Consider the following 25,934-nt stretch of genomic DNA (forward strand, 5'->3'; position numbering starts at 1 on the left):
TGCAGATAAGACTTGCCCTAAAGCTTGATATAAGCCACTGTTGAAGCATGTCCAAACAGCTGAGCAGCCTAACAAGAACCGAATTCGTCAGCTCATTATTTTCATCCTACTCTTTTTTATCTATTGTTTATTTTACCAAAAAAAAAGCTAAAAGCCCATCATAAGAAAAGACTTTAAAAATTTTTTCAAAGTGTTTCACAAAGGATAAATTTTTGGTAAAATATATTCAGAATAACTTTCTGGAAATAGATTTAGGAGGATGTTATGTTTAAATTAAAAAACGTACTGGCCATCATTTTTGGGGCTGGAATTTTTTCTTTTGGGATTCATTATTTGGTCATTCCTTTTCATTTATATGAAGGTGGCGCGACGGGTTTGACCTTGATTGCCTACTATCTGTTTAAAATCCCTGTCTCGACGACCAACCTGATTATTAACATTCCTCTCTTTATTATTGCTTGGAAGCTGTTAGGCTCGCGAACCCTCTATCTCAGCATTCTAGGGACCTTCTCCGTGTCTGCTTGGCTCAAAATTTTTGAAATCCTACCTGCCTCCAAACACTTGCAAGACTATTTTCTTTCAGCTCTGGACGGGGATGTTTTACTGGCCTGCCTTGGAACAGGGATTGTTTTGGGGATTGGACTAGGCATCATCTTCAATGCTGGCGGAACAACTGGCGGTACTGACATTGTAGCCCGCATCTTTAATAAATACACTAGCATTTCCATGGGCAAACTCATGCTGACTGTTGATTTTGTAGTCATTACCTTGGTTCTCCTTGTTTTCAAAGACCTACGCATGGTGTCTTATACCCTGATGTTTGTCTTTATCACCTCGCGCGTCATTGACCTGATCGCAGAAGGAGGTTTTGCCGGCAAGGGATTCCTTATCGTTACCAGCAAACCGGCAGAACTTGCTGAAGCTATCAATAACAAGCTGGATCGTGGAGTGACCTTCATCAAGGGTCAAGGCTTCTATAGCAAGCAGGATCTCCAGATTGTCTACTGTGTTGTTTCCCGTAACGAAATGCAGCAGATGAAGAAACTCATTAACCAAGTCGATCCATTTGCCTTTACAACGATTACCGAAGCCCATGAGATCTTGGGCGAAGGCTTCACTTTAGATGCCAACAAACAACCTATTGTACGTTAAAAACCTCATCCAATGATGAGGCTTTTTTTATCGCTTATAAAGCTTTTGCTGAAGTATGTGTAATCTCAGCAAGCTCAATCGCATGCTCTTCAAATTTTTTCTTGAGAAGAGCTGTATCTATATTACCAGCTAATTGTACTTCAATAACAACCTTTCCATCCTTACGTGGGATATTGACGGTATTGGAGATGTTGAGATTTTCTTCCACCAGAAGACGGATTATCTGCTCAAGAACCCCCACCTTATTCTCAGTGACAAAGCGCAGACGGACTCCCTCTTCACCATAGCCAGATACTTCTAAGAAAGCCTTGAAAATATCACGGTCAGTGATAACCCCGTAAAGTTGCTCATTGTCTACGACAGGCAAGATGCCAATCTTATTTTTCAGCATCAGATAGGTTGCATCTTCCAGACTGGCAAACTGAGAGATTGTGACCACATCACGAATCATAACATCACCAACTTTTGTTTTGTTGAGAAGATAGTTCATCTCATAAATGGATAGACTCGTTGCCTTAGATGGACTAGCTTCTGCAATCGTTCCTTCTGTCACCAGTCCCACTAGTTGGTCATTCTCAATCACTGGCAAACGGTGAAGCTTTTGCTCACGCATCATATCCGCCGCATGAGCAATCGTTGTATTAGGGCTAATATAAACCACCTTACGCGTCATAAAATCTTTAACTGCCATAAAAGTTCCCTCAACTTCCTATCCATAATTCTTATATTTATTATACTTTATTTTGAAGCTGATTTCAAACGCTTCCAAGGCCTGTGCCTAAGTTTTCAAAATTTAGAAAAATCCCGCGATTGGAAAAATTGAAGGCAGGCAATGCTCAACTATACTAGCTTAACATCCAAGAGACGAAAAAGGTCCAATGGACCTTTTCTAAATGTTAAGTTACTACCATAACTTTCTATCAACAACCTAAAAATGTCTCCCAGACATTTTGAAGAAAATTCGCTCTCGCGAATTCTCATCTGCAACCTGAAACAGTCCCCTGGGCATCTTGACGAAAACCTTGTTTTATTTATCTGCAACTTAAAAAGGTCCATTGGACCTTTTCAAAATGTTAAGTTACTATCGTAATTTTCTATTAACAACCTAAAAATGTCTCCCAGACATTTTAAAGAAAACTCGCTACCGCGAGTTCCTATTTGCAACCTGAAACAATCCCCCGGGCATCTTGACGAAAACCTTGTTTTCTTTATCTGCAACTTAAAAAGGTCCATTGGACCTTTTTAACCACCTAGATATGCTTTGCGGACTTCGTTAGAAGCGAGGAGCTCTTGACCGGTTCCGGACAGAACGATTTTACCTGTTTCAAGAACATAACCACGGTCGGCGATAGAGAGTGCCTTATTTGCATTTTGCTCAATCAAAAGAACTGTAGTCCCTTGTCGCTGAATATCTTGGATAATATCAAAGATTTCCTGAATAAAGATTGGCGCCAAGCCCATAGAAGGCTCATCTAAGAGCAAAAGCTTAGGTGTAGACATCAGAGCCCGTCCCATGGCCAGCATCTGCTGCTCACCACCTGAAAGGGTAGCAGCATCTTGGTTTTTACGCTCTTCCAAACGTGGGAAACGAGAGAAGACCCTTTTGAGATTGGCTTGATTTTCTTCGCGGTTTGTTTTGAGAAAGGCGCCCATTTCCAAATTTTCCAAAACGGTCAAACCTGGAAAGACATGGCGGCCTTCTGGTACTTGCGAAAGTCCAGCTGCTACGATTTTTTGAGCAGGAACTTTTTGAATTTCATTGCCGACAAATTCAATTTTACCAGCACTTGGACGAACCAAGCCTGAAATAGTCCGGAGAATGGTCGTTTTCCCAGCGCCATTTGCACCAATCAGGGAAACAACTTCTCCTTCATTTACTTCAAAGCTGACATCACGGACAGCCTGAATCATGCCATAATGGACAGAGAGATTCTCAACTTTAAGCATGGACATTAGGCTTCACCTCCTAGATAAGCTTCAATAACGCGTTTGTCATTCTTGATTTCATCAGGTGTTCCGTGCGCAATCAAGCGGCCGTACTCCAGCACATAGATGCGCTCAGTGACTTCCATTACCAGACTCATATCATGCTCAATTAGCATGATGGTAATGTTAAATTCGTTTTTAATCCGTCGAATCAATGCAGTCAGCTCTGCTGTCTCCTGAGGGTTCATCCCTGCAGCCGGCTCATCCAAGAAGAGGATCTTCGGCTCCGTTGCCAAGGCCCGAACAATCTCCAAGCGGCGCTGCTGACCATAAGCTAAGTTCTTAGCCAAGGTTTCTGCTTCCTTGTCCAAGTCAAAAATTTTCAGCAACTCCAAAGCCTTAGCTTTGAGTTCTTCTTCGTTTTTGTAGTAAGCTGGCAGGCGGAGGAAAGAAGCTAACACATGAGCCTTATGATGATTACCAAAGGCAATCAAAACATTATCCAAAACACTAAGGTCCTTAAAGAGCCGGATGTTCTGGAAAGTCCGCCCTAGACCTAAAGAAGCAATCTTGTAAGGTACCTTACCATTGAGCAAATGACCATCTAGTGTCACTGTTCCTTCACTAGGCTCATAAACACCAGTCAAGAGGTTAAAAAGGGTCGTTTTTCCTGCACCATTAGGGCCAATCAGACCAACCAGCTCGCCCTCGTTGAGTTCCAAGGTCACATCGCTGACAGCAGTCAAACCACCAAAGTTTTTAGTTAGATTTTTCACATCAAGAAGTGCCATTATTCTTTGACCTCCTTATTATTTTTGAAGAGCTTAGACAGGCTGAGCTCCCAAGTTCCTAAAAGTCCGCCTGGACGGAAAATCATGACCAAGATCAGGGCCAAAGAATAGACAATCATCCGAATGCTGGATACATCCTGCAGCAACATATTGAGAACTCCCAATACTACTGCAGCCACAATGGTTCCAGTCATCGATCCTAGACCACCAAAAACGACAATAATCAAGATATTGATAGTGTTGGTAAAGGAATAGTCCTTAGGAACAACTGATCCAACAAAGCCAGCTTGAAGAGAACCAGCAATAGAAGCCGTGATAGCTCCCAAGACAAAGGCTGTCACTTTGATTCTAGTAGTATTAACACCAACAGACTCGGCAGCAATCTCATCCTCACGGACAGACAGAGTACTGCGGCCAATAGGACTGCGCAGGAAATTCAAGGTCAAAATAGTTGTGATAACAACAAAGACATAGACCATCTGCCAAGAAGTAAAGGGCGGAATGGATAGGATACCAGCTGCGCCATTCGTCAAAGTACCGCCATTAATAATCAGAATACGGATAATCTCTGAGACACCAAGAGTTGCAATCGCGAGATAGTCCCCTTTAAGTCGCAGGGTCGGCAAACCAACTACTAAAGCCACAATACCAGCAATGATAGCTCCAGCCAGCATAGCAATGAAGAAAGCTCCATATGTTGGCGATTTAGAGCCAATAATCGCTACAGCGTAGGCACCGATAGCCATAAAACCAGCATGCCCAAGAGAGAATTGACCTGAGAATCCGACGATGAGATTAAGTCCCACAGCCAGAATAATATTAATCCCGATCTGCTCTAAGATTTGAATGTAAAAAGCGTTGAGAACACCGGCACTAACCAATACTGTCATCAACAAGTAGCCAATTAAGACAAGTCCAAGCCAGAAAATATTTATCTTTAAATTCTTTTTCATACCTTACACCTTCTCTTTCACATTTTTACCGAGGATACCAGCTGGACGAATCAGAAGAATGACAATCAAAATCGCATAGACAATGGCATCGCGGAAATCAGATAGTCCAAGCGCTGTCGCAAAAGTTTCCAAAAGACCGATAACAAAGCCACCAAGCGCAGCACCAGGAATGATTCCAATACCACCGAGAACGGCTGCTACAAAGGATTTAATACCTGGAGTCATTCCCATCAGAGGCTCCAATGAATTATAGTAAAGGGCAATCAGGACGCCAGCAGCTCCTGCAAGAGCTGATCCCAGAGCAAAGGTGAAGCTGATTGTCCGATTGACATTGATTCCCATCAGCTGGGCAGCATCACTATCTACAGATACAGCTCGCATAGCCTTACCCATCTTTGTCTTCTGCACGATGAACTGCAAAGCCACCATGAGGAAAATCGAAATTCCCAAAATCAGCAACTGAATATTTGAGATAGAAATCGGTCCTAAGTTAAAGCGTACTGTTTTAATAACCTGCGGGAAGGAACGGGTATTGGCACCGACAAAGAAAATCATGCCATACTCAAGAAGAAAAGAGACCCCAATGGCTGTAATCAAAGCCGCAATCCGAGTCGAATTTCGCAGAGGACGATAGGCTAAAAACTCAATAAGCACACCGAGAATCGCTGTCCCAATCATCGCTAAAATGAGAGAAAGGAAGAAATTAAACTTCAAGATATTAATCAAGTAATAACCCATAAAGGCACCGATCATATAGATATCGCCGTGGGCAAAGTTAATCAGCTTAATAATCCCATAAACCATGGTATAACCCAAAGCCAGAAGCGCATAAACACTACCCAGGATTAGACCGTTGACTAATTGTTGGAGCATTAGACACCACTCTTTCTATAATAAAATAAGGAATGGGACAAAAATCAGCAGACTAGGTCGTGATTTTATCATCCCACTCCCAAAATACGAATAATAGTTGATTGAGAAACGAAGAAGAATAGATTATAAAACAATACTCTCTCAAATCCGTAGATTTATAAAGAAATCATCTACTAACTTGCTCAAGCAACTAGAAATAGAAAACAAGTCAAAGACTGGGATAGCCCCAGCCTCGTAACTATTATTCAGCTTTAACTGTTTCTACAGTATCTACTTGACCGTCTTTCAAGCCAATCATCAGAGCTGTTTTCACTGGATTGTGGTCTTTATCAATAGTGATTGAACCAGTCACTCCATCGAAATCTTTAAGCTTAGCCAAGTTGTCTTTGATATCTACAGAAGTTTTAGCACCTTTGGCTGCTTCTGCTGCCATATAAACAGAGTCATATGCCAGAGCTGCAAACATAGAAGGCTCTTCTTTGTACTTAGCTTTGTATGCTTCAATAAACTTCTTAGCTTTTTCTGACATTTCACCAGAAGTTGTAAAGCCAGATACATAGTAAACATTTGTAGCCGCAGCAGGAGTTGCTTGCTCAACGAACTTAGCATCACCAAAGCCATCAGGACCAACGATTGTTTGGTCGATACCCAAACCACGCGCTTGATTGACAATTTTACCAGCTTCTGTATAGTAACCTGGAACAACCAGAGCATCAAATTCTTTGCCCTTAATCTTTGTCAAAGCAGCTTGGAAGTCTGTATCCTTGGATTGGAAAGTTTCTGTTGCTACAATCTCACCCTTGAATTCCTTCTTGAAAGCATCTGCCATTCCTTTAGCGTAGTCACTAGATTGGTCGTAGTAAAGAACGACTTTCTTAGCTTTCAAGTTATCAGTAACATACTTAGAAATGATTTTACCTTGGTAGCTATCAATGAAGGTTGCACGGTAAAGATAATCTTGCTTGTTGGTCAGGTCATCCTGTGTCGCACTTGGTGTAATGAGTGGCACACCTGCTTTAGCAGCATTTGCAGTAGCTGAAGCTGTAGCTCCAGAAGTCGCAGGGCCAATGATTGCATTTACCTTGCTTTGGGTAACCAAGCTAGTAGTGATGGTAGATGCTTCAGCTGTTTCTGATTTGTTATCCTTATCAGTAACTTCAATCTTCTTGCCATCTACGCCACCAGCAGCGTTGATTTCATCAACGGCCAACTGAGCACCATGTTGTTCAGCTGTACCGTAGGCTGCTACTTCACCTGATTCTTCAAAGTTAAAACCAAATTTAATCGTATCGCCAATTTCTGTACCTGTTACTGTTGAGTTGTTATTGGATACTTCTCCACAAGCTGCGAGAAGGGCCGCACTAGCAAAAGCTACTAGGGATAGTGCAAATTTTTTCTTCATTAGGAAATCTCCTTAAGTGATTTGATTGATGATATAGTAAGAATATATCGAATTATCTGACAATTGTCAACCCTTTATAGAAATTTTATCAAATGATAACGTTTTCTTGCTCTCTATACAGGCTTCCAACAAAGTTTTGATCTAGTTCTTTTATATGAGAAATCCGAACTTTCTTAACATAGCGCTCCTTGGGCAGATTCTCCTGTAAGTTCTGGGCTTCTTCTTGCTTGACATAGAGATGCAGATAGCGATGCTTCTTAGAATGATAAATGATATCACCGAAGTTAGCTAGTTTTTTGGCATCTCGATTATAGTAAAGATAGACAATCAAGCCCACTCTTTCTTCTCTCTCTATCATAAAACTCCTTTCCGGTCCATGTAGTTCTTAGATGATTATAGCAAAGATAGGGCAAAAAAACTAGCCCTGAAAAGCTTTATGGTCTGCTTAAAACACCTGAACTTGCTAACTTATCAGATTCAAAACAGCAAAAAAGGAGCCTCTTTTGGCTCCTCCTATGTTAGCTTAAATTGCTATTTTCCATGATTTCGTCAATAAAGCCGTATTCCAATGTTTCCTGAGCACTCATCCAGTAGTCGCGTTCTGCATCCTTGTGGATTTGCTCAACGGACTTGCCAGAGTTTTCAGCCAAGATTTTTTCCAAGGTATTACGGGTTCTAAGCAAGTGCTCAGCTACAATGGCCATATCCGTTTGCTGAGTACCACTTCCAGCTCCGCCCATTGGCTGGTGGATCAGATATTCTGCATTTGGCAACATGAAGCGTTTGCCTTTGGCACCGCTGGAAGCAATGACCGTCCCCATGCTGGCAGCTACACCCATAACAATGGTCTGAACATCAGACTTGATAAAGTTCATAGTGTCCACAATGGCCAGACCTGCTGAGACAGATCCCCCCGGCGTATTTACATAGAGGTAAATATCTTTAGTATTGTCTTGAGCGTCCAAGAAAAGGAGCTGGGCAATGACTGAATTAGCCATATTATCCTCTACTGGGCCAGTCAGCATGATAATGCGGTCTTTTAATAGCCGAGAGTAAATATCATAGGAGCGCTCCCCTCGGCTGGTTTGTTCAATAACTACAGGAATCATAGTTTTCTCTCTTTCTCTTTTTAAAATTTTCTATCAAACTAGGGAATAGAATTTCAAATTACGGAACTATTATATCCTTTTGGTCAAAAAAGGTCAAATATAAACTTTTACTTAGTTCCGAAAAGACGATCTCCTGCATCTCCCAGTCCTGGTACGATATAACCATGGTCATTGAGGTGGTCATCCAGAGCGGCTGTGAAAATATCAACATCTGGATGAGCTCCCTGCAAGGCTTTTACTCCTTCTGGCGCAGAAACTAAACATACAAAAGTAATGTGGCTAGCACCACGTTTCTTCAGAGAATCCACCGCCAAGATCGCAGAACCACCCGTAGCCAACATTGGATCTACAACGAAAATCTGACGTTGGTCAATATCTTCTGGCAACTTGACCAGATACTCAACCGGCTTCAAAGTTTCTTCATCACGGTACATTCCGATATGCCCAACTTTAGCTGCTGGAACCAAGCTCAGAAGTCCATCCACCATGCCAATACCAGCCCGCAGGATGGGTACAATAGCTAATTTTTTTCCTGCAATCTGCTTTTGGACTGTTTTCGTAATTGGTGTTTCAATTTCTACATCTTCAAGTGGTAAATCGCGCAAAACTTCATAACCCATGAGCATTGCGATTTCATCAACTAATTCACGAAAAGCCTTGGTAGAGGTATCTGTACGACGCAAGATAGACAATTTATGCTGAATTAGTGGATGAGCGATAACTTCAAGTTTTCCCATGATTGGATTTCCTTCTTTCAATTTATTCTTCTTATTATATCAAAAAAAGAGTGAAAAGGCTTGCTATAAGCAAGCCTTTTCAAAGATTTTCTTCACCTTATAGCCATTCTCTATAGCGCTTGATATAAAGGTGTTTAACAAGGGTTACACTAACCATATAAAGCGCAATAATCAAGAGGAGGAAAAGGAAATAAGTGCCATTTAGCGGAGCTGTCTTCAGAACTGACGCAAAGAGGCTGTATGGCAGGGAAGTAACAAAGAGGGCTGCTGCCATGGTCGTCACAATAACAGACAAAGCAGGACGGCTTTGCACAAATGGCAGCTTAGGTGAGCGCAGCATGTAGATAACCATGGTCTGGGTCCATATGGACTCAACGAACCAGCCTGTTTGAAAAAGAGTGATAAAGGTTTCTGCTTGCCCACTACCAGCTTGATAGTTGCCACCTGTTATCATAGGTACGATAATAAAGTAGAGCAACAAATAGGTCAAAACATCAAAAATGGATGAGATAGGACCAATCCAAGCCATAAAGCGGGTAATAGAGTTAGCAGACCAAATCCGTGGTTTCTTGAGAAATTCACTGTCAACGTTATCGAAGGGCAGAGCTATACAAGACAAGTCATAAACTAGATTGAGGACAATCAGATGAACTGGTGCCATAGGAAGAAATGGCAAAAAGATACTGGCAAAGAGGAGAGAAAAGATATTCCCAAAATTGGAACTGACCGTCATCTTAATGTACTTGGTCATGTTGGCATAGACCTTGCGCCCTTCTACCAGCCCTTTCTCCAGAACCATAAGGTCCTTGTCCAGCAGAACGACATCTGCTGTTTCCTTGGCAATATCGACAGCTGTATCAACAGAAATACCCACATCTGCTACCTTCATAGAAGGTGCATCATTGATACCATCACCCATGTAGCCAACCTTGTGGCCATTAGCCTTGAGTTGGAGAATGATCCGAGCTTTTTGGTCAGGTGAGAGCTTGGCAAAAACCGTTGTATGCTCCACTGCCTGACTCAATTCTTCATCAGATAAGGCATCCACCTCTACACCTAGTAAGATATTATCTACATCTAACCCAACCTTTTCACAAACTGCCTGGGTCACCTTATCATTATCACCGGTCAAAATCTTAGTAGCAACGCCGTACTCAGCCAAGATTTCAATAGCTGGAGTCGCAGATGACTTAGGTGGATCTAGAAAGGCCAGATAGCCCGTCAAAATCATGTTAGATTCATCCTTGACTTCATAGTCGTAATCTTCTTCTAAGTCTGACTTGTAGCTAACACCAAGCACGCGCAGCCCTTGCTCATTGAGTTGAGCCACTTCCGCAAGGATTTCCTGACGAATCTCCTCAGTCAATTCCGTAATGCGTTTCTTGTATTCTACATGGCTAGAGATAGCCAGCATTTCCTCCAAGGCCCCCTTGGTCACCATGCTGATAACATCCTCATCATCCTTGACGATGACACTCATACGACGACGCTCGAAATCAAAGGGCAGTTCATCAATTTTCTTAAAGGTTTGGTCTAGATTACGGACAATCTCATGCTTTTCTGCTTCTTTCTCCGTCCGATTGATAATGGCCCGGTCCATAAGATTTTTGAGACCAGTTTGATAGTAGGAATTGAGAAAAGCACGACGGAGCACTGCTAAGTCCAAATCTCCATGAATATCCAGCGGGTATTCTAACACAATCTCGTCTTGGGTCAGTGTGCCCGTCTTATCCGTACAAAGGATATCAATAGCTCCTAGGTCTTGGATGGCATTCAGCTTCTTAATCACGACCTTTTCCTGAGCCATGATAATAGAACCTTTAGCCAGGCTCGCTGTGATAATCATAGGCAGCATTTCTGGAGTCAGGCCGACCCCAACACTGAGGGCAAAGACACCTGCTTCCAGCCAGTCGCCGTCTGTCAGACCGTTTATGAAGAACACGACCGGAACCATGACGAGCATCAGACGAATCAAGAGCCAGGAAATGCTATTCATCTCGCGCTCAAAAGAGGTCGGCTCATCATAGGTGTTAAGCGTCTGCTCAATGGCTCCCATCATGGTCTCATCGCCAACCACCAGCACCAGAGCTGTAGCTCTTCCGGAAATAACGTTTGTTCCCATAAAGGCCAGTGACTCTGTTTCTAAAAGGCTATCAAGTTTTTGTTCATCTGACTTGGCTAGGCACACCTTTTCTACTGCATCGCTTTCCCCTGTCAGACCAGACTGCTGAACAAAGAAATCACGCGAGTCCAGCAGCAAGACATCTGCAGGAATCATGTCTCCGGCACTAAGCTTGATGATGTCTCCTACAACAAGCTCATCAATCGGAAGTTCCTGCTCTGCTCCTTCACGGATAACCGTAGCTGTGTTGACAATCAGCCGAGACAAATTACTAGCAGCGCGGTCGCTCCGCAATTCCTGAACAAAACGAATGCCTCCAGAAATCAAGACCAGAACGACAATAATGATAGAAGTTGTCGGATCTTCCTCACCAGGCTTAGCCAGCCAAACATTGGTCACTAAAGACACGAGAGCAATCACCAATAGGATGACTGTAAAGGGGTTAATGATAGACTCGTAAATTTTCTTTAGAATAGAGTCTTCCTGACCCTTTGTGATGATATTTTCACCATAGAGGTCACGATTTTCTTCGACCTGCTCTTCTGTCAGGCCGCGAAAAGAACTCTTGTAAAAAGCCAGAGTTTCTTTTACAGGAAGCTGCAGAGCAGCAACTAATCTTTCTTTTACTGTTTTCATTGGTTTCTCCTTGATGTATGATTGATAAATTTCATACACAGGGACCAATCACTTTATGAGGACAGAACGACACAAATCAGCGATTGGCTGTGTATGTGCGGTTCCGGATAATCGTCAATTTGCATCGCGTGTCTCCTTTCTTAATTTATAAAAACAATTAAAAGTCCCAAGATGCCTGCAAGACGTCAAAAGTGGCATTCATCTTCTGTGTCCAATCTTGCAATTCTGGAAAATTTTCTTTTAAAGATAATCCAATAACTTCTTCACGTAAATTCCACCAATCTACAAGAGCAACTACTTGGATTGTTGCAATATTTAAAGAGAGCCCTTGCTCAGTAGCCAGTTTCTCTAACAAAGACAAACTCCGTATATTTCTCTCTTCAATTTGCTGATGTCTGTCTTTCCACCAATGTTCTTTTTCATGGAAAAATTTTTCCGCAACAATCGGCATTGTATTTTCCAAAATTCCTTCAGCAATGGACAGTATATTTAAAACATGCCATTTATCCATTCCATTGGGGAAAAGTGAGATTTCCTGACCTAGTTCGTCTAAATATTGAGAAATTAAATCACTACCATATAACCATTCTCCACTGGAAGCTTGAAAAGCAGGAATTCTACCTAAAGGATTATCTTGATTGTGCGGTGAATTTCTATCAAAAGCCACCTGAACTTTCTGAATATCCACTTGCTCCTCTAAATGATGGTGTAAAATTGTAACATATACCTTACGCGCAAAAGGACTGGTACTAGAATACCAAAATTTCATCACTATTCCTCCTTCTTTTTCCTTAAGAGGCAGGCCAATCAAATATTTGCACTCTTGAAATATTTTCAACAAAAAAGAATACCCTGCCAATTTCTCAGCAGGGTTGTTTGCATGTCAGGTTATTCGCTTCATTGTTTTAAGCACAGATAAAGCAAGCATTCACCGTTCAAGCTTTAACTCCATAAGGCGATGAAATGAGCTTAGTCTTGACCTTGGCGATCAGGACTGTTAACCAACGAGTAGTGTCTCCACTGCTTTGCGGTAGTCATCCGTATCCTTATGGTAGCCTCACCTACCGATTTTCCACTATTACTATACTCCTCTTTCAAAGGATTGTCAATCATTTTTTCTCGCTTGAGACAAATTTCAAAAAATTCTTGATTTATTTTGGCAATACCTCTGCAATACGGGAGCAGATTTCTTCAATCATCGTCTCTGGAGCAGCAACATTTAGGCGGGCATGGCCTTTGCCTTCTTTACCAAAATCACTTCCTCTATTCAGGACAACCTTAGCCTCTTCTCGCAGAAGCTGGAAGAGCTGGTCATCTGTCAGGCCATAATCTGAAAAGTCCAGCCAAATCAGATAAGTCCCTTGAGGCTTCATGACCCGCAGGCGCGGTGCTTCCTTGGCAAAATAATCAACCACAAAATTTACATTCTTCTCAAGAACTTCCTTTAGTTCCATCAACCAAGACCAACCGTAACGATAGGCTGCTTCTGTCGCTAAAAAACCAAGGCCAGGAATTTCATGCTGGTTGTTGGCCAGCTGGCGTTTTTTAAACTGATGCCGCAAGCTAGGATTCTCAATCACAGCATAGGAATTTTTGGTCCCAGCAATATTAAAGGTCTTAGTCGCACTGGCTAAAATCAAGCTAAAGTCCTTAAAGTCAGGCGAGACAGTATTAAAAGACTGGTGCTCATTCCCAAACAGCGTCAAGTCTTGGTGGATTTCGTCTGAAACCACGAGGACTCCATACTTTTGGCAGAGGCGTCCAATTTTCTCTAACACTTCCCGTTCCCAAACTCGACCTCCGGGATTGTGCGGATTGCAAAGAACATAAATCTTGACTTCATTATCTGCAATGTCACGCTCTAGCTGCTCAAAGTCAATCTGAAAGAGACCATCCTGCTCTATCAAAGAATTGGTAATAAGCTGACGATTATTGAGCTTAACACTGCGGGCAAAAGGTGGGTAAACGGGAGTGTTGATTAGAACAGCATCCCCTTCCTTGGTAAAGGCTTGGATAGCCGTCGAAATAGCAGGGACAACTCCTTCTATAAATACCAAGGCTTCCCGATCAAAGGTATAGTCGTGCTCATCCCGCTCCCAATCTAGAACAGCATTGATTAGCTCTTCACTAGCATAGGTATAGCCATAGACTAACTGATTAGCGTAATCATGAACAGCTTGCTGAATTTCAGGCAGAACTTCAAAATCCATATCTGCAATCCAGGCTGGCAGGACTTCCTTGTCCTTCTCCACTTCTTTCCATTTATAAGTATGATGTCCTACACGACAGGGGGCTTTTTCAAAATTATATCTTCCCATATTATTCATTCTCCAAGGCTGCGCGTAAATCGTCTACCAAATCTCGACTATCCTCAATTCCAATCGACAGGCGCAGCAAATCATCAGTTAAGCCATAAGAATGACGCACTTCCACCGGAATGTCTGCGTGAGTCTGGGTCGTCGGATAGGTAATCAAGCTCTCCACTCCTCCTAAACTTTCCGCAAAGGTAAAGACTTTCAGGCTATTTAAGAGATGAGGAATCTTCCCTTCATCCACAACTTTAAAGGAAATCATACCACCCTTACCTGGATAGAGAACCTCTTTTACCGCAGGAGATTTCTTCAAAAAATCAACCACTTCTTGCGCATTCTGAGTAGAGCGCTCCATACGGAGAGCCAGTGTCTTGAGACCGCGCAAAAGCAGATAGCTGTCAAAAGGAGACAAGACTGGTCCAGTTGTATTGAGATTATAGAAAAGTTTGTCATAAATAGCAGTGTCATTGGTCATGATAGCTCCAGCCAAGACATCATTGTGCCCGCCCAGATACTTGGTCGCAGAGTGTAGAACAATATCTGCTCCATCCTCCAGCGGTCTTTGGTAAATAGGACTGTAGAAGGTATTGTCCACAATGACAGCTGCTCCTCGCTCATGAGCCGCTTGGGAAATGCGGGCAATGTCAAACTCTACCATAAGAGGATTGGTCGGTGTCTCGATATAGACAATATCTATATCCTCTGTTAGACTATTCAGAAGTTCTTCTTCTGTATTGGCATAGCTAAAGGCAAAACGCCCTTCTGCTTCAGCTTGGGCAAACCAACGGAAAGATCCGCCATAGAGATCCCGAACAGCCAAAACCTTGCTGCCGACCGGAAAGGCACTAAAGGCCAGCACAATAGCCGACATACCAGAGCTAGTCGCTAGAGCATAATTTGCACTTTCGATAGCAGCCAGAGTCTCTTCCAAGCTAACCCTTGTTGGATTCTTGGTTCGAGTATAGTCATAACCTGTTGACTGGCCAAACTCAGGGTGCTGGTAGGTCGTTGAAAAATGCAGGGGTGTTGTCAAAGCACCGGTTGCTTCATCTTTTTTTACCCCAGCCTGAGCCAATAGTGTATTTAATTTTACGTCTTTACTCATATTAACCTTCCAATCCTTCGCTAATATTTCACCCTCTATTGTAACATCTTTTGAAAACATTTTTCTTTTTTCTTTTCAAGAGCTAGCTATAGTTTGAAACTATAATGTTAATGTTTTAGACATAGTAAAGATAAAAATTAAAAAGCCCTGCGGCTTTTTAATAGATATGAAAGCGTCGACGCAGACTAGCCGCTTTTGAACCGATAAAGCGATCCATGAGGCGAACTTTGAGCGCCAGTCCGCCATAGACAGCGAGGCCGATACCGCCAATCAGAGCGATATAGACAAAGCTGGAAATCCGACCGCTTGGATGAAGGAAGAGACCGATAAGAAGCTCTGTCACCAAGACAAAGATGGTCATCAGAACCGTCAAAATCACTGACAGGAGACTCCGTTTAAAGAGATTCTTAGGATTCAGACCTGTTACCTTGCGAATTTCCTGATACATGAGCAGGATTGGGATAATCAAGCCAACTGTCGTCGCAAGAAGAGGACCATAAGCTTTAAAAATATAAATCAAGGGTACTTGCAGCACCAACTTGACTCCTACTCCATAGAGGAAATAAATAATAGCTTTTCGATTTTGGAAGAGGGCCTGAATCATCGGAGCCAACACCGTATATAGACTGAGGATAATGGTCTGCAGCATAGCAAAGATGAAAAGTCCCAGTGCTAAGCCATCTGGCTTGCCATAGAAAACAGTATACAGAGGTTCCGCTACCAAAACAGCACCAATGGTTGCTGGCAAGATAAAGAAAATCAGCATACTAAGATTATCCTGCACCAAGCGTGCAGCCGATCGGAAATCACCTTTGACATAGTTCTCAGTCAAGAGAGGAATCCCGACACCGCCGATAGAAGTAGCCACTGCAATTAAAATCATGGTAATTTTATTAGGATTGGCTGAGAAATAGGCAAACTGAACCAGCAGCTCGGATTTGCTGTACTTGCTAATCCAGCCCATGACATGGATAAAGGTAGCTTGGTCAATAATCTGAAAAAGCTGAATGGCAGATCCTGTGATAATGAAAGGAATAGCTTCTCGGATGGTATCCCAGAGGAGGGCACGGCCATTAATTTCCCCTGCATTGGCAGGCTTATGAAGGATGGAAATCAGCATCCCTGTCTTCCAGAGATAGAAGGCTAAGACAGCCATGCTAGCCAGCATACCGATAAATGCTGCAAATGTTGACTGGGTAACCGCTTCTACATAGTTGCCAGAACCGATTTTCATGATGAAAAAGGCTGTCAGCAGCATCCAGATAACCCGAATGACCTGCTCCGCAATCTGACTGATGGCATAAGGCTTGAGATTGTTAAAACCTTGGAAAAAACCTCGGATAACACTCATCGATGGGAATATCAAAACGGCCAGAGACAGACTCTGCATGACTGGAACCAAGTCTGAACCACCGCCTGACATAGAAGCGAAAACTGGTGAGAGCAGGTACATAATCACTGCAAAGACAGCTCCCAAAAGCAGCATAAACTTGAGAAACTCTCGAATGAGAGTAAAGCTATGCTCTTCCTTGTCAATGGTATTGTACTTAGCTACCTGCTTGGCCACTGCCACTGGCACGCCAGCTGTAGAAATCAGTAAAAACCAGGCATAAATATTGTAGCCCATAGTAAAAAGGCCGTTGGCCTCGGCGCCGTGCTTGCCCATCCAAATATACCAAGGAATGATATAGATGGCACCCAGAAGACGACTGATAAAATTGCTGGCAGTTAGCCAGGCAGTTCCCCGCAGCATCTGCTGCTGCTGGCTTGTTGTTTCTTGGCTCATAGAAAACCTCTTCTATTTATTCTTCTTTTATTATAAACTTTTCCTTGCCTCTTGTAAAACCCAGCCATAAGGTTTACAATAGATTTATGATTAAAATTGAAACCGTATTAGATATTTTAAAAGAAGACCATAATTTTCGTGATATTGTTAAAGACGGAGAATACTTCTTCTCCTATAGCGGCTTGACTTTCGATAGTATCAGCTATGACAGCAGGGAAGCGGATGCCTCTACCCTCTTTTTTGTCAAGGGCGAAGCTTTTAAGAAAGAATTTCTAGAAAAGGCCATCACCTCTGGCCTGCGCTTTTATATCAGCGAGACAGACTTTCAAGTGGGTATTCCGGTCCTCTTGGTTAACGATGTCAAGCAGGCCATGAGTCTCTTAGCCATGGAATTTTACGGCCATCCGGAGAAAAAGCTCAAACTGCTAGCCTTTACTGGCACCAAGGGTAAGACAACTACAGCTTATTTTGCCTATCAAATCCTCTCCCAAAGTCATCGGCCTGCCCTGCTCTCGACTATGAACACCACTTTGGATGGCAAGACTTTCTTCAAGTCAACTCTGACCACACCAGAGAGTCTGGATCTTATCAAAATGATGGCCCACGCCCTTGAAAATGATCGGACTCATCTCATCATGGAAGTTTCCAGTCAGGCTTATCTCAAGAAAAGGGTCTATGGCCTGACCTTTGATGTGGGTGTCTTTCTCAATATCAGCCCCGACCATATCGGCCCTATCGAGCATCCTACTTTTGAGGATTATTTCTACAATAAACGGCTCTTGATGGATAATAGCCGAGCAGTTATCGTAAATAGTGACATGGACCATTTCCAAATCATGAAAGAGCAAGTCGCTTCTATGGAACACGATTTCTATGGAGCAGGCTCTAGTAACACTATCACGGATTCTCAGGCTTTCAGCTTTGAAGCGACTGGTAAGTTAGCTGGCCACTACAATATCCAGCTTATTGGCCACTTCAATCAGGAAAATGCAGTAGCGGCTGGTCTTGCCTGTCTGCGTCTGGGTGCTAGCCTCGAAGACATCAAAAAAGGAATTGCTGCAACTCGAGTCCCAGGCCGCATGGAAGTTCTGACTCAGAAAAATGGCGCCAAGGTCTTCGTTGACTACGCTCACAATGGCGTCAGCCTAAGCAACCTACTATCTGTGGTAGAGGAACACCAGAAGGGCAAGATTATTCTCCTCTTGGGTGCTACCGGCAACAAAGGTGAAAGCCGCCGCAAAGACTTCGGTCTCTTACTCAATCAGCATCCTGAGCTGACCGTTATCTTAACCGCGGACGACCCTAACTATGAAGATCCTCTAGCCATTGCGGAGGAAATTGCGTCCTACATCTCCTATCCAGTGGACAAAATGGCCGACCGAGAAGAAGCCATCAAAAAAGCTCTCAGTCTGACTGAACGAGAGGGAGATGCTGTCATTCTGGCCGGTAAAGGAGCAGATGCTTACCAAATCGTAGAAGGAGAAAAAGTAACCTATCCAGGGGACTATACCCTTGCAGAAAAGTATTTATAAGAAAAAAGGCGAGCATATCGCCTTTTTATTGTCGTTTTGTAAAAATTACCGCCATTTAATCAGAACGTACATCAAGCTGGAGCCGAACATATCCGCCAAGGCGTGCATGAGAAAGAAAGGCAGGAGGTTCTTGACCTTGTACTTGTAAAGGAAATAGTAAAAGAGACCATACACCACTCCGATAACCAAGGCCCACAGCATACCCTGATAGGTGTGGAAAGAAATCCGAATGATAGTAGAGTAGGCCAGAGCCCACCACTTATACTTATCCTTAACAGAGGTCATAAGCCCCAGAAAGAAGAATTCCTCATAGAAGCCATTTAGAAGTCCGTAGAGAATGGCCATAGGTGTCAGTTCAGCAAATTTCCGGAAGATTTCCAGAATATCTACATAAGACCAGAGAGTTGGATCAAAGTAATTATACTCGCCGCTCAGTGTCGTTACAATGTCACCAAAGAACCCTACCACTACAAAAATAAGAGGAGTCCAAAGGAGAACCGACCAGCTCAGACGGATAGGAAGCTGCTTAAAGTCAAAGCGCCGGAGCAATAGATAAAGAATGGTCAAGACCAGCATCAGTAGTTGAAAATTGAAATTGCTAGAAAAAGCCGCTCCTTCAGTGGCTGTATTGGTCACTGTTTCAGTCGCTCCTGTACTGGAAGCTGGTGCAAAGCTAGCTAGATAAAGCTCCGTTGAGCGGTAAATAAACTGCCCAAACATGAGCAGAGTAATCACAGCAATATCAAACCACCTCAACTCTTTCAAAGGCTTTGAGGGGCGTAGGTGTGTCAATCGTTTCATCATCTTTCCTTTCACCACCTGTAAATTCATGTCATCATTGCAGGTTCTTTTTTATATTTCTATCTTAGCATGACAAGCTTAAATTTTTATTATTTGCAATTTTATAAAACTTTTTTATTTTGTTTTTATTAAATTGTCAGAAAACTCTTTTTTTTAGAAAAATTTTTATGGTATAATAAAAGGCGTAATTCTGATAGAAGAATCAGCCAGAAAGGAAGTCTATGTCCACTATCTCTGCAGCAAGTATCCAGGTCGCCTACGATCAAAAGGTTATTATTGACGGACTGGACTGCCAACTAGCCGAGGGAAAGATTACAACTATTATCGGTAGCAATGGCTGCGGTAAATCCACTCTTCTCAAGGCTTTTACTCGCATTTTGCCGATAAAAGCCGGCAGTATAACCCTGGATGGACAGTCCATCGCCCTACTGCCGACCAAGGAGGTGGCGCAAAAGATTGCCTTGCTGCCCCAAACCATGGAGGCGACCGATGGCATCACTGTCTATGATCTGGTCTCTTACGGCCGCTTTCCGCATCAAACTGGCTTAGGGCGGCTCAGTACAGAAGACCGGGAAAAAATCTGCTGGGCTATGGACGCAACTCAAGTCAGCGAATTTTCGGACTGGCAGGTGGATGATTTGTCTGGAGGTCAGCGTCAGCGCGTCTGGATTGCTATGGCTTTAGCTCAAGATACAGAGACTATTTTTCTGGACGAGCCGACCACCTATCTGGATATGAATCACCAGCTGGAAATCCTGGAGTTGCTGAATGACCTCAACCGACTCAGCGGAAAAACCATTATCATGGTTCTGCATGACATCAACCTAGCTGCCCGCTTTTCCCATCAGTTGATTGCTATGAAAAATGGGCACATCCGGTATCAAGGAAGTGTTGAGCAGGTCATGACTTCGGATATTCTGAGAGACATTTTTCAGATTGAAGCCCAGATTATTCGGGATCCTATTCAGGATAAGCCGCTCTGCCTCAGCTATCAGCTCGTTAAATAAGTCATGTATTCATAGATATGTTTTCCATATCGCTTCATGAATACAGCTTCTAAACTTTTTATAGAATTGGAGGAAAAAATGAAAAAGTTTTTATCATTTGCCACCCTTACTGTCACCATCTTCCTTTTAGTTGCCTGCGGCAGCTCATCTAAATCTGAAAACTCTGCCTCTTCAGACAAGGTCGAGCTATCTAGCAAGCCCAAAATTGATGGATTTCACTACTACGGCGATATTCCCAAAAATCCAAAACGCATCGCCAGCCTCTCCTCTACCTACACAGGCTATTTGCTGCAACTAGGTTTCGACCCTGTCACTGTAACATCCTATGATGCTAAAAACCCTGTCCTCAAAGAAAAAGTCAAAAACGCCAAGGTCCTGATGCCGGAAGATTTGGAGTCTATCGCCAAGCAAAAGCCAGACCTTATCGTGGTAGATGCCAGTGACAAAAATATCGATGAACTAAAGAAAATCGCTCCAACTATTGCCATTGATTATGGAAAAAATGACTATTTAGAAATCCTGAATCGCTTTGGCCAAATCTTTGGTAAGGAAAAAGAAGCTGATCAATGGATTGCCGATTGGAAGAGCAAAACAGCTGATATTGGCAAGCAGTTAAAAGAAAAGCTGGGACAAAATGTCACTTTCACGGTTGTCGGGCTATATGAAAAGGAAATCTACCTCTTCGGTAACAACTGGGGACGAGGCGGAGAAGTTATCTACAAATCGCTGGGATTTGATGCCCCGCAAAAGGTGAAGGAGGAAGTATTCCCGAGTGGCTACTTGCAAGTCAGCCAAGAAACGGTGAATGAGTACATTGGCGATTATGTCCTGGTTGCAGCTGAAGATGATAAAACAGGCAGTGCTCTTTACGAAAGCGATGTTTGGAAATCCATTCCCGCTGTCCAACATAACCATATCTTAAAAGTGGATGCCAACGCCTTTTATTTTAACGATCCATTGACACTTGAATACGAACTCAAAACCATTCAAGATGGCCTTGAAAAAATGAACTAGGCCATTCCTTGCAGAAACTCAGACTAGTGAAAAAACATTGCTAGTAAGCGATATATCTCATGACAGCTATTTGATTTTCGACTATATAAAGGATACCAGATGACGCTTCATACACCATTTGCTCAAAAAAATAGGCCAAACATCTTTTGGCTTGTTTTTTTCGCCCTCATTCTCTTGCTGATTAGCGGACTCTATCTCTACCTGCGCTTTGGCATTCCCAGCTACTCCCATCAGCAACTGATAGAAACGCTGAGCCATCCCTTTAAGGAAAGTCCAGCCCAGAACATCATCATAGATCTGCGCTTACCTAGAGGAATTGCAGCTCTGCTAGTCGGAGCTAGCTTGGCCGTTTCAGGAGCCATCATGCAGGGAATTACCCGCAATGCTATTGCTGATCCAGGACTTTTGGGGATCAACTCTGGAGCTGGCCTTGCGCTCATCTGCGGTTATGCCTTTTCTAAGAGTATACACTACAGTAGCATCCTCCTGCTCTCACTTGCAGGAGCCTGTCTAGCCAGTATTCTGGTTTTTAGTCTCTCCTACCATCCTAGAAAAGGTTTTGAGCAACTACGTCTCGTCTTATCCGGTGCCATGGTAACAACACTCCTGACTGCCATCGGACAAGGCTTGACCATTTACCTCAACCTGACCAATGCTGTCATCGGTTGGCAAGCTGGAGGGCTTCTAGGAACCAATTGGAAAATGCTGCAAATCATTGCTCCCTTTATCTTATTAGGCCTCTTACTGGCTCAGCTATTTTCTCACCAACTAACCATTCTCAGCCTCAATGAAACAGTAGCCAAGGGCTTAGGCCAGCGAACGACTCATATGACCCTGCTCTTTCTAAGCCTTGTTCTACTGTTATCAGCGGCAGCCGTTGCCCTAGTAGGAAGCCTGGCTCTTGTCGGACTGATTATTCCACACTTTGTCAAAACCATCAGCGGAAAGAACTACCAAAAAATCCTGCCACTGACGATGCTAACAGGAGCGCTCTTTCTACTAATCTGTGATTTTGCTGCGAGTCATATGGTCGGTCTGCCTCTTAGCTCTATTATCAGTCTCGTTACGCTGCCAGTCTTCCTATGGCTGATGAGAAAGGGGGCCTTCTATGAGAGATAAAAAACGGATTCTTTTGGTTCTAGTAAGCCTCAGCCTCCTGACTTTCCTAATTTTCCTACTGTCTCTATCATCAGGCGATCAGGAATTTAACGTCGGAGAAGCTTTCCGATATCTGCTGGGGCAGGGAGATGATGGCAGCGCCTTTATCATGGAGCAAATCCGCTTGCCTCGAATTCTAGTCTGCCTTCTAGCAGGAGCTTCGCTAGGGATGAGCGGTGTACTGCTGCAGACCTTTACTCGAAACCCACTTGCCGATTCAGGAACCTTGGGAATCAATGCCGGAGCTGGTGTTATCATAACTCTTGCTATCAGCAAGCTAGAAGTGACCGATCCTTTCTATATCCGCTATCTTCCCTTCATCGCGACTTTTGGCGGTATGCTGACAGTAGCCCTCATTTACCTGATTTCACATCAAAAAGGCCAAGCTATCAGCCCCGTCAAGCTCATTATCGCTGGTGTGACCTTGTCAACCATTCTGTCTTCTAGTATGATTGCCATCACCGGCCGTGTCGATCAGAACAAACTGACCTATGTAGTTAGCTGGCTAGCTGGTAAGATTACTGGGAATAACTGGGAAAGTCTAGCTATTGCCGGCCCCTTCTTGCTTTTATTCTGGCTACTGACCTATCTGCGCTCCCACAAGCTCAATATCCTCAGCCTAAATGATGAAACAGCTCTTGGTCTTGGGATTCATCTAAAAAGAGAGCGGCAGATAACCCTGTTATTAGCCAGTGCTCTCGTCGCCTTTAGTCTATCCCTAGCTGGAAATATTGTCTTTATCGGTATGTTAGCTAGCCATATCAGCAAACGATTCCTACCCAGCGATCATCGCTTACTCTTTCCAGCCGCCATGCTGCTAGGTGCCTTTATCATGACAGGGGCAGATACGATCACAAGAACCTTCCTCATCGGAAGCTCCGTCCCAACAGGCATTTTGATTTCCATTATTGGAGCCCCCTATTTCCTCTACCTTATGTATCAGCAAAAAAAATAATCAGCCGAATAATCGACTGATTGTTTTTTATTTATCCAAGCTGTTTTTGATTCCTTCTACAGCACCTTCTACAGCTTCTTTAGCATCTTCAGCAACTTCTTTGGCTTTGGCAACTGTTTTTTCAACAAAGCCTTCTGCTTCTGTCTTGTTATCTCCTGTAACTTTGCCCACGCCTTCTTTAACAGCGCCCTTAGCTTGATCAAATTTATTTTCTAGTGACATATGATTGCCTCCGTTCTTTTTTACGGTTTCTGATACCGTTTACAGTAGTATATGTTTTTTCTTTCCAAAGGTCAACTATTCTGCTCATTCTATGAGAAAATCAGTGCAGCTGGAAAGTCAATCTCTCCTTATCAAAGCTGGCCTGTAACTCATACTTGCCTGCTTCGTTTTGCCGGATATAGCCCAAAATCACTAGGCTATCGACAAAAATGTCCCGCCGCTTCTGCATGAGCTCATCCTTGCGGACATACTTGAGAAGAAAGGTCGTCATATACTTGAGTGCATACTCTGGATTGACATCGCCTAAGACAGCATAGAGGGGCTTTTGTGCCTCAGACAGCGGATATTGGCGCTGCATCTTGTAAAAATAATTTGCCAAGGTCAGCTTATCCCGCTGAAAATCTGTCTCTTCCAGCAAAACAGCCGCATTGGTCTGATTGGAAAGCTGAGTCTCAAAGCGCAGCTCTAACAGTTCCTGATAGAGCGGACTATCATCACGGATAAAGATTTCCTGATCCAAACTCACAGTCTCCAAACTTTCCAAAAGTGGCAAGGTCAGATAATATCGCTTGTTCTCTCGCTTGATGTAGCCAGCCTTGATAAACTCCTCTATCGAGCGGTCAATGTTGGCCACACTCTCAAAGTCTCTCTTAATCTCCCGCAGAATCACTGCCTCATGCTGATCCAAATAATCAATCAGCTCCTTAAAAAAAGGCTGGCACATCAAACGGCTGGGATTGATGATTTTAATCATGGAGTTCTCCTTTGTAGATGAGTTTTCTTGACTGAGCCAACTGGCTAGGATTCGTTCCAGGCTGACCTAGGAGAACCACTAAGCCCAAGTCCCGATAATATTCCTGCCAAAAATCAGAAATCAGATTTTTCTCATCACCAAACTGCATGGGAATCGTATCAAAAATCGGCAAAATTTCCGCAATATACTCCGAACAGTAAAAACCATCGGACTGCGGATAGAAGCTGAAATTGTATGGCTTTCCTAGATGTAATTTGGCCCTTTTAAAGACTGCTTCTGCTTCAATAGCTGGATAGCAGTACACGTCATAAACATCCTCATCTTGTAAAAAATCAGACAAATCTTGATTGACAACACCATTCTCATGGGTTGCATGATAAATCTCACCATTAAAAAAGATGGCCACATGACTATATGAACCAGTTGCTGCTCGGATGGCTGCTGCAATTTCTGAAGATCCGACTGTAAAAATCAAATCTCCATCTTGTAAATCTTGAATCTTCATTTTTCTCACCCATCAAAAAAGGAGTCAAGACTCCTTTTAGGTATGAGGGGAATAGCCCCTTCTAGTAACTTATTTCCTCAAATGAGCTCTTTAAGCATTAAAACTTTCTGTTAGTTGAGGCACCACTTGCTTCTTACGAGAAACAGCGCCTGCAAGGAAAGCATGGTTGTTTTCAAGAACAAAGTTAAAGGCTGCTTCGACCTTATCCATATTGCTTCCGATAGCCAAAATTTCTGAGTTTGAGTTGATAATATCTGTAATCATCAAGACAAAGTCAGAGTAGCCATTATCAGCGATTGCTTTTTCAATAGCAGCTTCGATTTCTGCTTGACGCTCCAAAACTTCAGCAATATCAACTGTGTTGACCTGTGCCACACGGACATTGTTTCCGTTGAGCTCAAATGTTTTCGCATCGATGTCAATCAATTCTTCTGCAGACTTGCTAGCCAAGTTTGTACCTGCCTTAAGCATTGCCAAACCATACTCTTCCAAGTTGACACCAGCTAGCTCAGCCAATTCTGGTGCAATGACCTTGTCAGTTGGATGAGTTGTTGGTGACTTGAGCAAGAGAGTATCAGAGATCAAACCAGACAGCATCAATCCTGCAATTTCTTTTGGAACTTCTACGCCGTGCTCCTTGAACATACGGTAAACAATAGAGGAAGCAGATCCCACTGGCTCCAAGCGCATGTAAAGCGGACTTGCTGTTTCAAAGTTAGCAACACGGTGGTGGTCCACCACGCCATAAACTTCAACTTCAGCAATATCTGCCACAGACTGCTGGAATTCATTGTGGTCTGTCAAGATGACTTGCTCAGCCCCTTCTGCCTTGGCAGATGTAATCACGCGCGGTGCAGCCACGCCAAAATAATCCAATACAAAGGCTGTTTCTTCATTAGGCTCACCCAGAGCAACAGCTTCTGTATCCAAGCCATAAGCTTCACGAGCCAAGTAAGCAAAAGCGTAGGATGAACCAATAGCATCTGAGTCAGGATTTTGGTGACCGAAAACTAAAATTTTAGACATGATAAACCTCTTCTTTTATATAAACTTATTGCATTTATTTTACCACAATTACAAGT

General features: G+C 43.1%; 25 protein-coding genes and 1 riboswitch. Of the genes, 6 read left to right on the forward strand and 19 right to left on the reverse strand.

Annotated features, from left to right (window positions below):
• Nucleotides 1–264: 264 nt before the first annotated feature.
• The gene (locus K4I03_RS04215) at nucleotides 265–1,152 is read left to right on the forward strand and encodes a YitT family protein (protein ID WP_002914608.1); all 888 of its coding nucleotides are present in this window, start codon (nucleotides 265–267) and stop codon (nucleotides 1,150–1,152) included.
• A gap of 34 nt (nucleotides 1,153–1,186) precedes the next feature.
• On the opposite strand, the gene K4I03_RS04220 is transcribed toward K4I03_RS04215, so the two are convergent.
• The 14 genes from K4I03_RS04220 to K4I03_RS04285 all read right to left on the reverse strand — a co-directional run bounded on the left by K4I03_RS04220 (nucleotide 1,187) and on the right by K4I03_RS04285 (nucleotide 16,904).
• Nucleotides 1,187–1,843, reverse strand: coding sequence for a CBS domain-containing protein (locus K4I03_RS04220; protein WP_002905931.1), 657 nt, complete (start codon nucleotides 1,841–1,843; stop codon nucleotides 1,187–1,189).
• Between the two features lie 551 nt (nucleotides 1,844–2,394).
• A complete protein-coding gene (locus K4I03_RS04225; protein ID WP_227963834.1) occupies nucleotides 2,395–3,105 on the reverse strand; it encodes an ABC transporter ATP-binding protein in 711 nt (236 codons plus the stop codon).
• Entirely contained in the window at nucleotides 3,105–3,869 is a 765-nt protein-coding gene (locus tag K4I03_RS04230; RefSeq protein ID WP_002913262.1) for an ABC transporter ATP-binding protein, read from the reverse strand. The genes K4I03_RS04225 and K4I03_RS04230 overlap by 1 nt, the downstream gene beginning before the upstream one ends.
• Nucleotides 3,869–4,822 (reverse strand): branched-chain amino acid ABC transporter permease, encoded by a 954-nt coding sequence (locus K4I03_RS04235; protein WP_227963835.1) that lies wholly within the window; start codon nucleotides 4,820–4,822, stop codon nucleotides 3,869–3,871. The genes K4I03_RS04230 and K4I03_RS04235 overlap by 1 nt, the downstream gene beginning before the upstream one ends.
• A 3-nt stretch (nucleotides 4,823–4,825) precedes the next feature.
• Nucleotides 4,826–5,695 (reverse strand): branched-chain amino acid ABC transporter permease, encoded by an 870-nt coding sequence (locus K4I03_RS04240; RefSeq protein WP_002894678.1) that lies wholly within the window; start codon nucleotides 5,693–5,695, stop codon nucleotides 4,826–4,828.
• A gap of 241 nt (nucleotides 5,696–5,936) precedes the next feature.
• Nucleotides 5,937–7,097, reverse strand: a complete 1,161-nt coding sequence (locus K4I03_RS04245; protein WP_227963836.1) for an ABC transporter substrate-binding protein — start codon at nucleotides 7,095–7,097, stop codon at nucleotides 5,937–5,939.
• 88 nt (nucleotides 7,098–7,185) lie between these two features.
• Nucleotides 7,186–7,455, reverse strand: coding sequence for a YlbG family protein (locus K4I03_RS04250; RefSeq protein ID WP_227963837.1), 270 nt, complete (start codon nucleotides 7,453–7,455; stop codon nucleotides 7,186–7,188).
• A 160-nt stretch (nucleotides 7,456–7,615) separates the two neighbouring features.
• Nucleotides 7,616–8,233 (reverse strand): ATP-dependent Clp protease proteolytic subunit, encoded by a 618-nt coding sequence (locus K4I03_RS04255; protein ID WP_223313447.1) that lies wholly within the window; start codon nucleotides 8,231–8,233, stop codon nucleotides 7,616–7,618.
• 80 nt (nucleotides 8,234–8,313) lie between these two features.
• A complete protein-coding gene (gene upp / locus K4I03_RS04260; protein WP_002918524.1) occupies nucleotides 8,314–8,943 on the reverse strand; it encodes a uracil phosphoribosyltransferase in 630 nt (209 codons plus the stop codon).
• A gap of 97 nt (nucleotides 8,944–9,040) precedes the next feature.
• A complete protein-coding gene (gene mgtA / locus K4I03_RS04265) occupies nucleotides 9,041–11,701 on the reverse strand; it encodes a magnesium-translocating P-type ATPase (RefSeq protein ID WP_227963838.1) in 2,661 nt (886 codons plus the stop codon).
• A gap of 157 nt (nucleotides 11,702–11,858) precedes the next feature.
• Complete coding sequence (locus K4I03_RS04270; RefSeq protein ID WP_227963839.1) at nucleotides 11,859–12,470, reverse strand: glutathione S-transferase family protein; 612 nt, start codon at nucleotides 12,468–12,470, stop codon at nucleotides 11,859–11,861.
• A 150-nt stretch (nucleotides 12,471–12,620) separates the two neighbouring features.
• A riboswitch (M-box (ykoK) riboswitch) is annotated at nucleotides 12,621–12,777 on the reverse strand.
• 75 nt (nucleotides 12,778–12,852) lie between these two features.
• On the reverse strand, nucleotides 12,853–14,028 hold the full coding sequence (locus tag K4I03_RS04275; protein WP_227963840.1) for a MalY/PatB family protein: 1,176 nt from the start codon (nucleotides 14,026–14,028) through the stop codon (nucleotides 12,853–12,855).
• Nucleotides 14,021–15,178, reverse strand: a complete 1,158-nt coding sequence (locus K4I03_RS04280; RefSeq protein ID WP_227963841.1) for a cystathionine gamma-synthase — start codon at nucleotides 15,176–15,178, stop codon at nucleotides 14,021–14,023. Before K4I03_RS04280 ends, K4I03_RS04275 begins: the two co-directional genes overlap by 8 nt.
• Before the next feature lie 97 nt (nucleotides 15,179–15,275).
• A complete protein-coding gene (locus K4I03_RS04285; protein ID WP_011837320.1) occupies nucleotides 15,276–16,904 on the reverse strand; it encodes a putative polysaccharide biosynthesis protein in 1,629 nt (542 codons plus the stop codon).
• 86 nt (nucleotides 16,905–16,990) lie between these two features.
• Here K4I03_RS04285 and K4I03_RS04290 point away from each other — a divergent pair, with 86 nt between their 5' ends.
• Nucleotides 16,991–18,436, forward strand: coding sequence for a UDP-N-acetylmuramoyl-L-alanyl-D-glutamate--L-lysine ligase (locus tag K4I03_RS04290; protein WP_227963842.1), 1,446 nt, complete (start codon nucleotides 16,991–16,993; stop codon nucleotides 18,434–18,436).
• A gap of 45 nt (nucleotides 18,437–18,481) precedes the next feature.
• Here K4I03_RS04290 and K4I03_RS04295 read toward each other — a convergent pair whose 3' ends face one another.
• Nucleotides 18,482–19,240, reverse strand: a complete 759-nt coding sequence (locus K4I03_RS04295) for a CPBP family intramembrane glutamic endopeptidase (RefSeq protein WP_227963843.1) — start codon at nucleotides 19,238–19,240, stop codon at nucleotides 18,482–18,484.
• Nucleotides 19,241–19,458: 218 nt separating this feature from the next.
• Here K4I03_RS04295 and K4I03_RS04300 point away from each other — a divergent pair, with 218 nt between their 5' ends.
• From K4I03_RS04300 to K4I03_RS04315, 4 genes are all read left to right on the forward strand, one after another.
• On the forward strand, nucleotides 19,459–20,244 hold the full coding sequence (locus K4I03_RS04300) for an ABC transporter ATP-binding protein (RefSeq protein ID WP_227963844.1): 786 nt from the start codon (nucleotides 19,459–19,461) through the stop codon (nucleotides 20,242–20,244).
• A 78-nt stretch (nucleotides 20,245–20,322) separates the two neighbouring features.
• A complete protein-coding gene (locus K4I03_RS04305) occupies nucleotides 20,323–21,258 on the forward strand; it encodes an iron-hydroxamate ABC transporter substrate-binding protein (RefSeq protein WP_227963845.1) in 936 nt (311 codons plus the stop codon).
• 99 nt (nucleotides 21,259–21,357) lie between these two features.
• A complete protein-coding gene (locus tag K4I03_RS04310) occupies nucleotides 21,358–22,377 on the forward strand; it encodes a FecCD family ABC transporter permease (protein ID WP_227963846.1) in 1,020 nt (339 codons plus the stop codon).
• Entirely contained in the window at nucleotides 22,367–23,371 is a 1,005-nt protein-coding gene (locus K4I03_RS04315) for a FecCD family ABC transporter permease (protein ID WP_227963847.1), read from the forward strand. Before K4I03_RS04310 ends, K4I03_RS04315 begins: the two co-directional genes overlap by 11 nt.
• Nucleotides 23,372–23,398: 27 nt before the next feature.
• On the opposite strand, the gene K4I03_RS04320 is transcribed toward K4I03_RS04315, so the two are convergent.
• The 4 genes from K4I03_RS04320 to K4I03_RS04335 all read right to left on the reverse strand — a co-directional run bounded on the left by K4I03_RS04320 (nucleotide 23,399) and on the right by K4I03_RS04335 (nucleotide 25,878).
• Complete coding sequence (locus tag K4I03_RS04320) at nucleotides 23,399–23,593, reverse strand: CsbD family protein (RefSeq protein ID WP_002894655.1); 195 nt, start codon at nucleotides 23,591–23,593, stop codon at nucleotides 23,399–23,401.
• 100 nt (nucleotides 23,594–23,693) lie between these two features.
• Nucleotides 23,694–24,347, reverse strand: a complete 654-nt coding sequence (locus K4I03_RS04325; protein ID WP_227963848.1) for a DUF1803 domain-containing protein — start codon at nucleotides 24,345–24,347, stop codon at nucleotides 23,694–23,696.
• Complete coding sequence (locus K4I03_RS04330; protein WP_002914587.1) at nucleotides 24,340–24,852, reverse strand: YiiX/YebB-like N1pC/P60 family cysteine hydrolase; 513 nt, start codon at nucleotides 24,850–24,852, stop codon at nucleotides 24,340–24,342. The genes K4I03_RS04325 and K4I03_RS04330 overlap by 8 nt, the downstream gene beginning before the upstream one ends.
• 90 nt (nucleotides 24,853–24,942) lie before the next feature.
• Nucleotides 24,943–25,878, reverse strand: coding sequence for a manganese-dependent inorganic pyrophosphatase (locus K4I03_RS04335; protein ID WP_002909135.1), 936 nt, complete (start codon nucleotides 25,876–25,878; stop codon nucleotides 24,943–24,945).
• Between the last annotated feature and the right edge of the window lie 56 nt (nucleotides 25,879–25,934).

This window comes from Streptococcus sanguinis, assembly GCF_020729725.1.
Classification (GTDB): Bacteria; Bacillota; Bacilli; order Lactobacillales; family Streptococcaceae; genus Streptococcus; species Streptococcus sanguinis_V.

What these genes read in the sequence shown, in the direction of transcription:
- K4I03_RS04285 (WP_011837320.1), bottom strand. Translation starts at nt 16,904, where the DNA reads ATGAGCCAAGAAACAACAAGCCAGCAGCAGCAGATGCTGCGGGGAACT.
- K4I03_RS04320 (WP_002894655.1), bottom strand. Translation starts at nt 23,593, where the DNA reads ATGTCACTAGAAAATAAATTTGATCAAGCTAAGGGCGCTGTTAAAGAA.
- K4I03_RS04325 (WP_227963848.1), bottom strand. Translation starts at nt 24,347, where the DNA reads ATGATTAAAATCATCAATCCCAGCCGTTTGATGTGCCAGCCTTTTTTT.
- K4I03_RS04310 (WP_227963846.1), top strand. Translation starts at nt 21,358, where the DNA reads ATGACGCTTCATACACCATTTGCTCAAAAAAATAGGCCAAACATCTTT.
- K4I03_RS04290 (WP_227963842.1), top strand. Translation starts at nt 16,991, where the DNA reads ATGATTAAAATTGAAACCGTATTAGATATTTTAAAAGAAGACCATAAT.
- K4I03_RS04295 (WP_227963843.1), bottom strand. Translation starts at nt 19,240, where the DNA reads ATGATGAAACGATTGACACACCTACGCCCCTCAAAGCCTTTGAAAGAG.
- K4I03_RS04230 (WP_002913262.1), bottom strand. Translation starts at nt 3,869, where the DNA reads ATGGCACTTCTTGATGTGAAAAATCTAACTAAAAACTTTGGTGGTTTG.
- K4I03_RS04335 (WP_002909135.1), bottom strand. Translation starts at nt 25,878, where the DNA reads ATGTCTAAAATTTTAGTTTTCGGTCACCAAAATCCTGACTCAGATGCT.
- upp (WP_002918524.1), bottom strand. Translation starts at nt 8,943, where the DNA reads ATGGGAAAACTTGAAGTTATCGCTCATCCACTAATTCAGCATAAATTG.
- K4I03_RS04215 (WP_002914608.1), top strand. Translation starts at nt 265, where the DNA reads ATGTTTAAATTAAAAAACGTACTGGCCATCATTTTTGGGGCTGGAATT.
- mgtA (WP_227963838.1), bottom strand. Translation starts at nt 11,701, where the DNA reads ATGAAAACAGTAAAAGAAAGATTAGTTGCTGCTCTGCAGCTTCCTGTA.
- K4I03_RS04235 (WP_227963835.1), bottom strand. Translation starts at nt 4,822, where the DNA reads ATGAAAAAGAATTTAAAGATAAATATTTTCTGGCTTGGACTTGTCTTA.
- K4I03_RS04305 (WP_227963845.1), top strand. Translation starts at nt 20,323, where the DNA reads ATGAAAAAGTTTTTATCATTTGCCACCCTTACTGTCACCATCTTCCTT.
- K4I03_RS04220 (WP_002905931.1), bottom strand. Translation starts at nt 1,843, where the DNA reads ATGGCAGTTAAAGATTTTATGACGCGTAAGGTGGTTTATATTAGCCCT.
- K4I03_RS04330 (WP_002914587.1), bottom strand. Translation starts at nt 24,852, where the DNA reads ATGAAGATTCAAGATTTACAAGATGGAGATTTGATTTTTACAGTCGGA.
- K4I03_RS04275 (WP_227963840.1), bottom strand. Translation starts at nt 14,028, where the DNA reads ATGAATAATATGGGAAGATATAATTTTGAAAAAGCCCCCTGTCGTGTA.
- K4I03_RS04250 (WP_227963837.1), bottom strand. Translation starts at nt 7,455, where the DNA reads ATGATAGAGAGAGAAGAAAGAGTGGGCTTGATTGTCTATCTTTACTAT.
- K4I03_RS04315 (WP_227963847.1), top strand. Translation starts at nt 22,367, where the DNA reads ATGAGAGATAAAAAACGGATTCTTTTGGTTCTAGTAAGCCTCAGCCTC.
- K4I03_RS04300 (WP_227963844.1), top strand. Translation starts at nt 19,459, where the DNA reads ATGTCCACTATCTCTGCAGCAAGTATCCAGGTCGCCTACGATCAAAAG.
- K4I03_RS04240 (WP_002894678.1), bottom strand. Translation starts at nt 5,695, where the DNA reads ATGCTCCAACAATTAGTCAACGGTCTAATCCTGGGTAGTGTTTATGCG.
- K4I03_RS04270 (WP_227963839.1), bottom strand. Translation starts at nt 12,470, where the DNA reads ATGAAATTTTGGTATTCTAGTACCAGTCCTTTTGCGCGTAAGGTATAT.
- K4I03_RS04245 (WP_227963836.1), bottom strand. Translation starts at nt 7,097, where the DNA reads ATGAAGAAAAAATTTGCACTATCCCTAGTAGCTTTTGCTAGTGCGGCC.
- K4I03_RS04280 (WP_227963841.1), bottom strand. Translation starts at nt 15,178, where the DNA reads ATGTTTTCAAAAGATGTTACAATAGAGGGTGAAATATTAGCGAAGGAT.
- K4I03_RS04225 (WP_227963834.1), bottom strand. Translation starts at nt 3,105, where the DNA reads ATGTCCATGCTTAAAGTTGAGAATCTCTCTGTCCATTATGGCATGATT.